Source organism: Aquicoccus sp. (assembly GCF_041686535.1).
GTDB lineage: Bacteria > Pseudomonadota > Alphaproteobacteria > Rhodobacterales > Rhodobacteraceae > Aquicoccus.
This window is the reverse complement of the sequence record NZ_JAWLDS010000036.1, coordinates 16,088-27,936: the sequence shown is the minus strand read 5'-3', so window position 1 is coordinate 27,936 and position 11,849 is coordinate 16,088. Positions and strand designations below refer to the sequence as shown.

14 protein-coding genes are annotated in these 11,849 nt (G+C 64.6%); 10 read left to right on the top strand and 4 right to left on the bottom strand.

What is annotated here, in order from left to right; genetic code table 11:
* The first annotated feature begins 113 nt into the window (after positions 1-113).
* The 3 genes from ACESL9_RS09590 (at position 114) to ACESL9_RS09580 (ending at position 3,027) form a co-directional block, all read left to right on the top strand.
* Positions 114-1,343 (top strand): GTP-binding protein, encoded by a 1,230-nt coding sequence (locus ACESL9_RS09590; RefSeq protein WP_372674764.1) that lies wholly within the window; start codon positions 114-116, stop codon positions 1,341-1,343.
* A gap of 209 nt (positions 1,344-1,552) precedes the next feature.
* Complete coding sequence (locus ACESL9_RS09585) at positions 1,553-2,152, top strand: DUF1007 family protein (protein WP_372674763.1); 600 nt, start codon at positions 1,553-1,555, stop codon at positions 2,150-2,152.
* Positions 2,134-3,027, top strand: coding sequence for a nickel/cobalt transporter (locus ACESL9_RS09580; RefSeq protein ID WP_372674761.1), 894 nt, complete (start codon positions 2,134-2,136; stop codon positions 3,025-3,027). Before ACESL9_RS09585 ends, ACESL9_RS09580 begins: the two co-directional genes overlap by 19 nt.
* A gap of 197 nt (positions 3,028-3,224) precedes the next feature.
* Here the strand turns inward: ACESL9_RS09580 and ACESL9_RS09575 are convergent, their stop codons facing one another.
* The 3 genes from ACESL9_RS09575 to ACESL9_RS09565 form a co-directional block, all read right to left on the bottom strand.
* Positions 3,225-4,286, bottom strand: coding sequence for a YeeE/YedE family protein (locus ACESL9_RS09575; protein ID WP_372674760.1), 1,062 nt, complete (start codon positions 4,284-4,286; stop codon positions 3,225-3,227).
* 51 nt (positions 4,287-4,337) lie between these two features.
* The gene (locus ACESL9_RS09570; RefSeq protein WP_372614434.1) at positions 4,338-4,676 is read right to left on the bottom strand and encodes an ArsR/SmtB family transcription factor; all 339 of its coding nucleotides are present in this window, start codon (positions 4,674-4,676) and stop codon (positions 4,338-4,340) included.
* Between the two features lie 148 nt (positions 4,677-4,824).
* Positions 4,825-5,202 (bottom strand): thioredoxin family protein, encoded by a 378-nt coding sequence (locus ACESL9_RS09565; protein ID WP_372674759.1) that lies wholly within the window; start codon positions 5,200-5,202, stop codon positions 4,825-4,827.
* A 76-nt stretch (positions 5,203-5,278) separates the two neighbouring features.
* Here ACESL9_RS09565 and ACESL9_RS09560 point away from each other — a divergent pair, with 76 nt between their 5' ends.
* The 7 genes from ACESL9_RS09560 (at position 5,279) to soxB (ending at position 10,758) form a co-directional block, all read left to right on the top strand.
* The gene (locus tag ACESL9_RS09560) at positions 5,279-6,016 is read left to right on the top strand and encodes a cytochrome c biogenesis CcdA family protein (protein ID WP_372614438.1); all 738 of its coding nucleotides are present in this window, start codon (positions 5,279-5,281) and stop codon (positions 6,014-6,016) included.
* Positions 6,017-6,042: 26 nt separating this feature from the next.
* The gene (locus ACESL9_RS09555) at positions 6,043-6,621 is read left to right on the top strand and encodes a thioredoxin family protein (RefSeq protein ID WP_372614440.1); all 579 of its coding nucleotides are present in this window, start codon (positions 6,043-6,045) and stop codon (positions 6,619-6,621) included.
* Positions 6,622-6,743: 122 nt separating this feature from the next.
* Entirely contained in the window at positions 6,744-7,217 is a 474-nt protein-coding gene (gene soxX, locus ACESL9_RS09550) for a sulfur oxidation c-type cytochrome SoxX (protein ID WP_372614442.1), read from the top strand.
* A gap of 42 nt (positions 7,218-7,259) precedes the next feature.
* Entirely contained in the window at positions 7,260-7,676 is a 417-nt protein-coding gene (soxY, locus tag ACESL9_RS09545) for a thiosulfate oxidation carrier protein SoxY (protein WP_372674758.1), read from the top strand.
* Positions 7,677-7,694: 18 nt separating this feature from the next.
* Complete coding sequence (gene soxZ / locus ACESL9_RS09540) at positions 7,695-8,021, top strand: thiosulfate oxidation carrier complex protein SoxZ (protein ID WP_372614446.1); 327 nt, start codon at positions 7,695-7,697, stop codon at positions 8,019-8,021.
* Between the two features lie 67 nt (positions 8,022-8,088).
* Positions 8,089-8,943: a sulfur oxidation c-type cytochrome SoxA gene (soxA, locus tag ACESL9_RS09535; RefSeq protein WP_372614448.1), complete on the top strand. Its 855-nt coding sequence runs from the start codon at positions 8,089-8,091 to the stop codon at positions 8,941-8,943.
* Positions 8,944-9,060: 117 nt separating this feature from the next.
* On the top strand, positions 9,061-10,758 hold the full coding sequence (gene soxB / locus ACESL9_RS09530; RefSeq protein ID WP_372614450.1) for a thiosulfohydrolase SoxB: 1,698 nt from the start codon (positions 9,061-9,063) through the stop codon (positions 10,756-10,758).
* Between the two features lie 56 nt (positions 10,759-10,814).
* Here soxB and ACESL9_RS09525 read toward each other — a convergent pair whose 3' ends face one another.
* Complete coding sequence (locus ACESL9_RS09525; RefSeq protein WP_372614452.1) at positions 10,815-11,849, bottom strand: NAD(P)/FAD-dependent oxidoreductase; 1,035 nt, start codon at positions 11,847-11,849, stop codon at positions 10,815-10,817.

Here is an 11,849-nt window from a genome sequence, read left to right as displayed (position 1 = left end):
AGAGCGCGCGGCGCGGGGGAAGCGGGGAAGGGTTTGGTATTCAGGGGGTTTACATATGTTATAATATAACACGCTATGGGCAGCGAGTTTCCACTGACCAGAGCGAGGCCAGCATGACCAAGCAAGACAACCGCCTGCCCGTAACCGTGCTTTCGGGGTTCCTCGGCGCGGGCAAGACGACCCTTCTCAACCGCGTGCTCAACAACCGCGAGGGGCGGCGGGTGGCGGTGATCGTCAACGACATGTCCGAGGTGAATATCGACGCCGATCTCGTGCGTGAGGGGGGCGCCAATCTGAGCCAGACCGACGAGACGCTGGTCGAGATGTCCAACGGCTGCATCTGTTGCACGCTGCGCGACGACCTGTTGCAAGAGGTGCGGCGGCTGGCCGAGGACAGGCGGTTCGATTACCTGCTGATCGAATCGACCGGGATTTCCGAGCCCTTGCCCGTGGCCGCCACGTTCGAGTTCCGCGACGAGGCGGGCAAGAGCCTGTCGGACATCGCGCGGCTCGATACGATGGTGACGGTGGTGGATGCGGTGAACCTGCTGCGCGATTATGCGAGCCATGATTTCCTGGCCGACCGGGGCGAGACCATGGGTGAGGAGGACGCGCGCACGCTGGTGCATCTTCTGACCGACCAGATCGAGTTTGCCGATGTGGTGATCCTCAACAAGGTGGGCGATGCCGGGCCGGACAAGGTGGATGCGGCACGCAAGATCATCCGCAGCCTGAACGCGGATGCACGCATCATCGAGACCGATCATTCCGACCTGCCGGCGGGGGCGATCCTCGACACGGGGCTTTTCGATTTCGAGCGCGCGCATGAGCATCCGCTCTGGGTCAGGGAGCTTTACGGCTTTGCCGATCATGTGCCCGAAACCGAGGAATATGGCGTGGTGTCATTCGTTTACCGCGCGCGGCGCCCGTTCGATCCGCAAAAGATCCATGACGTTCTGAACGGGCCATTGCCCGGCGTGATCCGGGCCAAGGGGCATTTCTGGCTGGCGACGCGGCCAGACTGGGTGGCCGAGTTCAGCCTTGCCGGGGCGCTGTCGAGCGTGGCACCGCTGGGCACGTGGTGGGCGTCGGTGCCGAAGGATCGCTGGCCGGATCATCCACAGGCCCGCGACTACATGGCCACGCACTGGGCCGAGCCATGGGGCGACCGGCGGCAGGAGATCGTGTTCATCGGGGCAGGGATCGACTGGCCCGCGATCAGGGCGCGGCTCGACGCGGCGTTGGTGCCCGAGCATGAGGCACCGGGGCCGGAAACGCTTGGGCGGCTGGCCGGTCTGCCCGACCCGTTTCCGCGCTGGCGGCGGGCGGAGCAGGCGGCATGAGCGCGTGGCTGGTCGGCGGCGAGACGCAGGGCGCGAATCCGCGCAGGCCCTGAGCCGGGCGTTGCGATAACGGGGGCGGGCGCGTAAAGCCATGGGGCATGAAAAGATGGGTTCCAGCACAGATCGGGGCAAATCCTGTTCGAGCCAGGGTGCGGCCAGCTGCTGCCCGGGCGGGAGAATGGCTCGGCCGCCTGCTATGGCTTGCATTGATGGTCCTGCCCGTGGGGGCGGGGGCGCATCCGCATGTCTTTGTGGCCACCGGGCTGCGGCTGGTGGCCGAGGAGGGGCGGATCACCGGGATCGAGGTGGCCTGGCAGTATGACGAGTTCTATTCGCTTCTGGTGCTCGAGGACATGAACCTCGACCAGGATCATGACGGCGTGCTGAGCGAGGACGAGCTGGCGCAGCTTGAGGGGTTCGACATGAACTGGGTCGAGGGGTTCGAGGGCGATCTTTACCTTGAACAGGACGGTGAGCCGCTCGGGCTTGGTCCGCCTGAAACGCGCGACACCTCCTTCGAGGAGGGCAAGATCGTCACCCGTCACTTCCGCGCGGTCGAGGGGGCGGAAGCGGCGCCCGTGGTGGTGCGGGCCTATGATCCGACCTATTACACGGCTTATGACCTCGGCCTTGGCATCGAGGCGCCCGAGGACTGCGCGGTGTCTGTCAGCGAGGTCGATTTCGACGCGAAGAAACGCGCCTTGCTGGACGAGCTGGCCGAGATTCCCGAGGATGGCGAGGTGCCCTTTCCCGAGGTGGGCGCGCAGTTTGCCGACAAGGTGGAGGTGACATGCGACGCGCCGTCCTGATCCTGCCGGTGGTGCTGGGCTCGGGGCTGCTGTTCTGGCTCTGGGGGTTTGGCGGCATGGACCGCGTGGCGGCCTGGGCCGCCGAGGGCCAGCGAGACGCGCAGAACGCGATGGCGATGACACTGCGGCGGCTGCGCGGCGGCGATGCGGCGGCCTGGGGCGGGCTGCTGGGGCTCTGTTTTGCCTACGGGTTCTTTCACGCGGCGGGGCCGGGGCATGGCAAGATCCTGATCGGAGGTTATGGCCTGGGGCGGCGGGTGCCGGTGGGGCGGCTGGTCGGGCTGGCGATGGCATCGAGCCTGGCGCAGGCGCTGAGCGCGGTGGTGCTGGTCTATGCCGGGGTGTTTGCCTTTGCCTGGGGGCGCGAGCGGATGGTCGGGATCGCCGAGGACATGCTTCAGCCGCTGTCCTACGCGGCGATCGCGCTGGTCGGGCTGTGGTTGGTGGGCCGGGGCGCACGGCGGTTCTGGCGCGCGGTGCGGAGCCATGTGCCGCATGGTGACGCGGACGAATGCGGCTGCGGGCACCGGCATGGACCGACGGCCGAGGAAGCACGCGAGGTGCGGTCGCTGCGCGATGCGGTGGTGCTGGTTGCCAGCGTGGGTATCCGGCCCTGTTCGGGCGCGGTGATCCTGGTGATCCTGGGGCACCTGATGGGGATCGACCTGGCCGGGATCGCCGGGGCGCTGGTGATGGCGCTGGGCACGGCAAGCGTGACCATGGCGGTGGCGGTGCTCGCGGTGAGCATGCGCGAGGGCGCGCTGGGCCAGGTGATGAGCGGGCCGGGCGTGGCGCGCTGGGCGGCGGTGATCGAGGTGATGGCCGGTGGGATGATCGCGGTGGTGGCGGTGCAGCTTGTGTTGATCACGCTTTGATCGAATTTGCTCCGCCCGGGCAGCACACGGCCGCCCCCCGGCCGGGTGCTTTCGATGGGTTGCACACTGCTTTGAGCGACGGATGACGCTGCAAGATAAATTGCCCTGCGTTGATGTGGTGCGCACCCGACCGCGGCCCTGTGCTGCTCTTTCGTTGGACATCGGTCGTATCTGAGTAGCCCCCTCGTCCCGCTGCCTCACTCGGCGGGCTGGAAGCCTTCGATCAGGTGGCGCAGGCCGAGGGCCGCGCCGGCGAAGATCGCGGCGAAGGTGACGGGGGCCGAGAAGCTGAGCGTGGAGAAGGCCGAGAGACCCTGGCCGACGGTGCAGCCCATGGCGATCACGGCGCCCGCGCCCATCATCGCCGCGCCATAGATCTGGCGGCGCAATTCGCGCGGGTCCTCGCAGGCTTCCCAGCGGAAATGGCCCTTGATCCCGGAGCCGATCAGCGCGCCCAGCACGACGCCCACGACCGAGCCGACGGCAAAGGAGGGCAGGCGGGCCGATGCGGTCATCAGCCACAGCACGGTTTCGCCCACGGGGGCCGAGAAGGAATGCGACACCACCGGCACGGCGGCAAATCCGGTCATCGCGACATGCGCCGAGCCGGCCCAGCCCGTGACGATGGCGAAGCCGACGACGGCGGCCCAGAAGATGGATTGCGGTCTGGCGAGAAAGGCGCGCGACGTGAGTGCGCCCGCGGTGATGAGCGCCCCCAGCGCGACGCCGATCCCGGGCAGCGACAGCCCGGTCAGATCGGAGAGAAGATGCGCGAGGCCGGGGGGCATCTCGCCGGGCACGACAGCGGATTGCGGAAAGGCCCAGACCCTGAGCCCGGCCAATGGCCCGGAGAGCACGACATAGGCCGACACCCCCATCACCAGCACGATCACGAAGGCGCGCAGGTCGCCGCCACCCAGCCGGGCGATCGAGCCGAAGCCGCAATTGCCGGCCAGCGCCATGCCATAGCCGAACATGAGCCCGCCGAGGATCGAGGCCAGCGGCATCCAGCGGATCGAGAGGTAGAAGCCCTGCTCGGGGATGAGCCAGCCCGTGGCGGTGAGGCCGAACGTGCCCATCACCGCGACACCGATGGCCAGCACCCACATGCGCATCCGGATGTCGGAGCCGCCATAAAGCAGATCCTCGATCGCGCCCATGGTGCAGAACCGACCCAGCCGTGCGGCCAGCCCCAGAAGGATGCCGCCGAAAAGACCCGCCAACGCCATGAAGGCGTGATCGCCGATGATGTCGAGCATGCCGCCCCCTCCTCCCGGTGTGCCCTGCGGGTGTGGCGGCGGCGGTGCGCGTCAGCCGTCGTCTTCGCAGAACAATTCGTATACCAGTTCCAGTATACGCCTGGGGCGGTTGTCGGCCAAGCGGTAATAGATCGCCTTGCCCTCGCGCCGGGGAATCACCAGGCCCTCGAGCCGCAGGCGGGAGAGCTGTTGCGACACGGCGGCCTGCCGCGCCGAGAGCAGTTCTTCGAGTTCGGTCACCGATTTTTCACCGGTGACCAGGTGGCACAGGATCATCAGCCGACCTTCGTGGCTGACGGTCTTGAGGAAATTCGACGCCGTGGTCGCGTTGGCCACGAAGCGGTCGAGTTCTTCCTCGCTCAGGTCCTTGTCGAAAACGGGCAGGCCCATGATCTCGTCCTCGTCGTCTCGTCCTTCGGGCTGGTCGCGAGGACCTGCGCCCGGATCTTGAATCGCCCTGTCACGCGCGTCTTGTCGGCACGCTCTGTTATCGTCTTTTTGCGCCAGGGTCATCCCCCTGCGATCCCGGTGCGGCGATTCATCCGCTGCCGGTGTAATCGGTTTCCCGTTTCAGCAGCATGTCGAGCAGGCTCCAGAAGAAATCTTCGCCGGGATAGCCCTCGATGCGGCCGATTTCGGTGCCGTCTTCGACCAGGATGAAGGTGGGCGTGAACGTCACGGGGCGATCGTAGCGCACGCCGTCGGGCGCGCCCTCGCGGATGTCAACGACTCGCAGCGGGGCAAACTCACCTTCGGGCGACTTGGGATAGATCGGGCCGATCGTATCCTTCCAGGCGATGCAGTGCGAGCAGCCCTTCTGCTCGACCATGATCAACTCGGCCGCCACGGCGGGCAGCACCGAGAGGGCAAGGGCCAAGGCGGCCGCAAGAGCGTGTTGCATCGGGGCGAGGGACATGGGCGGGGCCAGATTGACAATGCTTGAACAAATCTTAATGTGATAATGTGTTTTCGGCAAGGGAGGGGAAACGCGCGTGCTGGATATTTCCTATCTGGGCGCCTTGCTGGCTGGGTTTGGCGCGTTCTTCACGCCTTGTATCCTGCCGATGGTGCCGTTCTATATCAGTTACATGGCGGGGATTTCCATGGCCGAGCTTCGCGGCGACGGCGAGATCGCGCCGGGCGCGCAGCGTCGGCTGGTGGTGTCCGCCCTCATGTTCGCGCTGGGGGTGACGACGATCTTCATGCTGATGGGTATGGGGGCGACGGCGCTGGGACAGGCGTTCGCGCAATGGAGAAGCACGCTGTCCTACGTGGCGGCGGCGGTGATCTTCGTATTCGGGCTGCATTTCCTGGGGGTGATCCGCATCGGGTTCCTGATGCGCGAGGCGCGGATGGAATCCAAGAGCGATCCGACGACCGTTCTGGGCGCCTATGTGATGGGGCTGGCCTTCGGGTTCGGGTGGACCGCCTGCGTGGGGCCGGTCCTGGCCTCGATCCTGATGATCGCGAGCGGCATGGGCGAGATCAGCCAGGGCGCGGCATTGCTGGCGGTGTTCGGCGCGGGCATGACCGCGCCTTTCGTGCTGGCGGCGTTCTTTGCGCGCCCGTTCCTTGGCTGGATGCAGCGGCACCGGGCCAAGATGGTTTATGTAGAAAAGGCGATGGGGGTCATGCTGATCGTGTTCGCGATATTGATCGCCACCGACACGGTGAACACGATTTCCAACTGGATGATCGATACATTTCCGAGCTTCGGCAATCTCGGGTGATTTACTGACTGTGAGGGAGGACGACGATGAAACGGTTTCTGATGGCGCTGGCGATGCTGGCCGGACTGGCGACGGCGGCGGCGGCCGAGATCGGCGATGACGGGCTGCACAAGCAGCCATGGATGCGCGACACGTTCAAGGATCTGCGCGAGGACCTGGAAGAGGCCAACGCGGAGGGAAAGCGGCTGGTCCTGTTCGTCGAGCAGCGCGGCTGCATCTATTGCAAGAAGATGCACGAGGAGGTCTATGTCCGGTCCGATCTGTCGGACTATATCGCGGAGAATTACTTCGTGGTGCAGTTGAACCTGCACGGCAATGACACGGCCACCGATTTCGACGGCGAGGAGATGGAGCAATCGGCGCTGATGCGCAAATGGGGGATTCTGTTCACGCCGACGCTGATCTTTCTGCCCGAGGAGGTTGACGCGGGCCGGACCGCGGCCGAGGCGGCGGTGGCGACGATGCCGGGTGCCTTCGGGTACCAGACCACGCTCGACATGTTCACATGGGTGAACGAGAAACGCTATGATCTTGATGACGAGGAAGATTTCCAGCGTTACCACGCCCGCAAGATACGCGAGAGGCAGCAAGGCGCCACCGACTGAGAAAGAAAGTTGCGCCCGGTTAATTCACTCTTTTGAATTTGTTGTTGCGTTCACGCAAGAGCCTGCAATACTGTTATGACAATGAACCTGAATTATAACAGGTCCAGGGAATGGGAGGAATCATGAAGCTTGGGACTTTGACACTGGCGGTGGCCATGGTGGCCGGAACGGCCATGGCCGAGGGGGTGATGGCGCCTCAGGACGTTAAATTCGACGACTATGGAAGCGTTGAGCAATCGCTGACCGGCAAGCCGGGCGATCCGGAAAATGGGCTTAAGGTCTATGCCTCGAAGGGATCGGGCAATTGCGTGGCGTGCCACAAGATCGACGATATCGACGCGGCGTTTCCCGGCAATGTCGGCCCGGAGTTGACCGGGGCGGGCGATCGTTGGAGCGAGGCGGAGTTGCGGGGGATCCTGATCAATTCCAAGAATACGTTCCCGGGCACCGTGATGCCGGCATATTACAAGGTCGATGGCTTTATCCGTCCCGGCAATGCCTATACCGGCAAGGCCGCGGACGACTCGTTCGGGCCGCTGTTGACGGCCTGGGAGATCGAAGATCTGGTCGCGTTTCTTTCCGCCCTGAAAGAGTGAGCGAAGCGCGGCCTTTAGTGACACTATCTGAGGAGTAGAGACATGGAATTCTCGAGACGTGATACGCTGGTGCTGGGTGCCGGTGCTGTTGCCATGACATCGCTGCCGCTGCGCGTGGCGGCCGCCGGCGAGGAAGAGATCGACGCCTTCACCGGCGGCGAGGACGTGGCCGAGGGCGGTGTGATGCTCGATGCGCCGGAGATTGCCGAGAACGGGAACACCGTGCCGGTGAGCGTTTCGGCCGAAGGTGCGACGGCGATCATGATCCTGGCGCTGGGCAATCCGAACCCGGATGTCGCGACGTTCAATTTCGGCGAGTTGTCGGGCAGCCAGTCGGCCTCGACACGCATCCGGCTGGCCGGCACGCAGGATGTCGTGGCGGTCGCGAAGATGGGTGACGGAAGCTTTGCCAAGACCACGAAGAACGTGAAAGTCACTATCGGCGGCTGCGGCGGCTAATCAGAGGAGACGAAAGACATGGCAGAAGGTGTTAAACCCCGCGTGAAGGCGCCCGGATCGGCAGAGGCCGGCGAGGTCGTGACGATCAAGACCCTGATCAGCCACAAGATGGAATCGGGCCAGCGCCGCGACAGCGACGGCGACCTGATCCCGCGCTCGATCATCAACCGCTTCACCTGCGATTTCAACGGCACCAACGTGCTCGACGTTGAAATGCACGGCGCGATCTCGACCAATCCGTATTTCGAGTTCGACGTGAAGATCCCGGAATCCGGCGATCTCCAGTTTACCTGGTATGACGATGACGGCTCGGTTTACGAAGACGTCAAATCGGTCAAGGTCTGAGCGGGCCCAACGAAAAAAGGCGCCTTGCCCCGAAGAAGGGCAAGGCGTTTCAAAGGGAGGAAAGTGAATGAATTTCAAGACTTTGTCCGTGGTAACGGCTGTTGCATTGGCGATGCCGGCGCTGGGTTCTGCCGATCCAGACGATGACACTCTGATCATCAACGAGGAAATCGAGGTCGCGACCAAGGTCGAACCCGCAGAGCATCTCGACGGGGCGCTCTACGAGGTGATCTCGGGCTGGCATTTCCGCAATGACGACACGCAGGCCATGGAGATGGACGATTTCGACAACCCTGCGATGCTGGGGGCCGAAAACGGCATGGCCATCTGGAACACCGCCGACGGCAGCGAGGGCAAGTCTTGTGCCGATTGCCATGGTGATGCGGCCGAGAGCATGAAGGGCGTCAAGGCGACCTATCCGAAATTCGACGAGAAGGCCGGCACGTTGATGACCGTTCAGATGAAGGTCAACGAATGCCGCACCGAGCGGATGGGTGCCGAGGCCTGGAGCTATGATGCCGGGCCGGCCATCGACATGGAAGCGATGATCGGCAGCCAGTCGCGCGGTATGCCGATGAACGTGGCCATCGACGGCCCGGCCGAGCCGTTCTGGGAGAAGGGCAAGGAAATCTATTACACCCGTTACGGCCAGCTGGAGCTGTCCTGCGCGTCCTGCCATGAGGAAAACTATGGCAACATGATCCGCGCCGACCACCTGAGCCAGGGCCAGACAAACGGGTTTCCGACCTACCGGTTGAAGAATGCAAAGTTGAACGGGGCGCATTCGCGCTTCAAGGGCTGCATTCGCGACACCCGTGCCGAGACGTTCAACCCGGGCAGCGACGAGTTCATCGCGCTTGAGCTTTACGTGGCGAGCCGCGGAAACGGGCTTGGCGTCGAGAGCCCGTCGGTCCGCAACTGATCCAATGAGGGGCCCGTCATGGCATTGCGCCGGGCGGGCCTTTTTTCTGTTTTAACAAATTCAATCCCGCGCATATGTTGTGCGCAACACACAGGCAAACCCGGAAAGGCCCGCATCATGATCTCACGTCGCGATTTCCTTCAGGTCAGCATGGCCGCATCGGCCATGGTTGGCGCGAGCGGTTTCGGCAACTGGTCGAAACTGGCCGCTCAGCAGGCGCTGACGCAGGATGACCTGTTGCAGTTCGACACTTTCGGCAATGTCAGCCTGATCCATATCACCGACATCCACGCGCAGATGAAGCCGATCTATTTCCGCGAGCCGGAGATCAACCTGGGGGTGGGCGACAATCGTGGTGCGGTTCCGCATGTCACCGGCGCGGATTTCCGCAGGCTTTACGGGATCGAGGATGGCAGTCCGAGCCATTACGCGCTGACCTACGACGATTTCTCCGCGCTGGCCCAGACCTATGGGCGCGTTGGCGGGCTTGACCGGGTGGCCACCGTGATCAACGCGATCCGCGCCGACCGGCCCGACGCGATCCTGCTGGATGGGGGCGACACCTGGCACGGCTCTTACACCTGCTATCACACGCAAGGGCAGGACATGGTCAACGTGATGGACGCGCTCAAGCCCGACGCGATGACCTTTCACTGGGAGTTCACGCTGGGCTCGGAGCGGGTGCGCGAGATCGTCGAGGGCCTGGCCTTCCCGGCGATGGGGCAGAACATTTATGATGCGGAATGGCAAGAGCCGGCCGAGGAATTCGCCGATTACACGTTCTTTGAGCGCGGTGGAGCCAAGATCGCGGTGATCGGGCAGGCGTTCCCCTACATGCCGATCGCCAATCCGGGCTGGATGTTTCCCGAATACAGTTTCGGCATTCGTGACGGGCGGATGCAGCAGATGGTGGACGAGGTGCGCGCGCAGGGCGCCGACCTCGTTGTCGTGCTGAGCCATAACGGTTTCGACGTGGACAAGAAGATGGCGAACCGGGTCGAGGGGATCGACGTGATCCTGACCGGCCATACCCATGACGCGCTGCCCGAGCCGGTTCTGGTGGGCGAGACGCTCCTGATCGCGAGCGGCTCCAACGGCAAGTTCGTGAGCCGCGTCGATCTCGACGTGCGCGACGGGCGGATGATGGGCTTCCGTCACAAGCTGATCCCGATCTTCTCGGACGTGATCGAGCCCGACAAGGAGGTGGCGGCAGTGATCGAGGCCGAGCGCGCGCCGTTCAAGGCCGAGTTGGAAGAGGTGATCGGGACGACCGATGACCTGCTGTATCGGCGCGGCAATTTCAACGGGACGTGGGACGACCTGATCTGTGACGCGCTGATTTCCGAGCGCGAGGCCGATATCGCGATGAGCCCGGGCGTGCGCTGGGGGCCGAGCCTTCTGCCGGGCGATCCGATCACGCGCGAGGATATCTGGAATGTCTGTTCGATGACCTATGGCAGGGCGTATCGGTCGGAGATGACGGGGGAGTTCATCCACGTGATCCTTGAGGACGTGGCCGATAACCTGTTCAACCCCGACCCCTATTACCAGCAGGGCGGCGACATGGTGCGGATCGGTGGCATGGGGTATCGAATCGACGTGACCAAGCCGCAGGGCGAGCGGATCACCGACATGAGGCTTTTGAAGACCGGCGAGGCGATCGACCCGGCCAAGAACTATGTCGTGGCCGGTTGGGCCAGCGTGAACGAGGGCACCGAGGGGCCGCAGATCTGGGACGTGATCGAGGACCATGTTCGCAAGCAGGGCACGGTCAAGCTCGATCCCAACAATTCGGTCGAGGTGGTGCGCGGCTGAGCCGCGCATTGCACGAACATGATCGAGGCCGGGGCGAGACTCCGGCCTTTTTCGTTTCAGCCGAGGATCTCGGTGGCCAGTCGCTCGGAGACGGCGGTAGCGCGCAGGTAGCCGTCAGAGGCGTGGCCGAGCGAGAGATAGAGTCCCCCGAGCCCCTCATGCGCACCGAAAAGCAGCGCGTCGTCGGGCATGAAGGGGCGGAAGGCGTGGGTCGCTTCGAGAAAGGGCAGATCGGCCAGCGCGGGGGCGGCGCGGATTGCCCCGGCCAGGAGCGCCTGGACCGCGCCCGCATCCGGAAAATCGCGCATGTCGCCGGGGTTTTTCGTGACGCCGAGGATAAGCCGCCCGTCCGAGCGCGGGCAGAGGATGCCATCGGGGCGCTTGACCAGCCGGGTGAAAAGCGGCGTCGGGCAGGCCAGCGCGAGGATCACGCCGCGCACCGGGATCGAGGCGGGCAGGTCGGCGGGCAGGCCCTTGATGCGGTCGAAGCGGTGCCCGGCGGCGATCGCCACGCGGTCGGATGGCATGTGACCCTTGGGTGTTTTGACGCCGGTGACGCGACCGCGTTCATGGGTGAGGGCCAGCGCGGGGCAATGTTCGATGATCTGGCCGCCGCGGGCGGTGATGGCACGGGCCAGCGCGGTGCAGAGCCTGCGCCCGTCCACCCAGGACACGTCGTTAAGCAGGCAGGCGATGGTCACCTCGGGCGAAAGCGCCGGTTCCAGCGCGCGGGCGCCGGCGCCGTCCATCAGCGTGACATCCCAACTCGCGGCGCGGCGGATATCATGGTCGGCGCGAATCTCGGCCTCGTCCCCGGCAAAGCCGATGCGCAATTGACCATCGGTGCGAAAATCGACCGAAAGGCCGGTTTCGGCCTCAAGGTCGGCGAGGAAGGCTGGGGTGGCGCGCAGGCTGTCCCATTCGAGATCGGTGAGCGGCGAAGGGTCGAGGCCGGGTTGAAGATAGCCCGCGGCGGCGTGGCTGGCCCCCTGGCCGATGGTGCCGGCGTCGATGACGGTCGGCGCCAGGCCGCGCCGGGCCAGTTGCCAGCCAAGCGACAGCCCCGCGATCCCGGCGCCGATGATGATCAT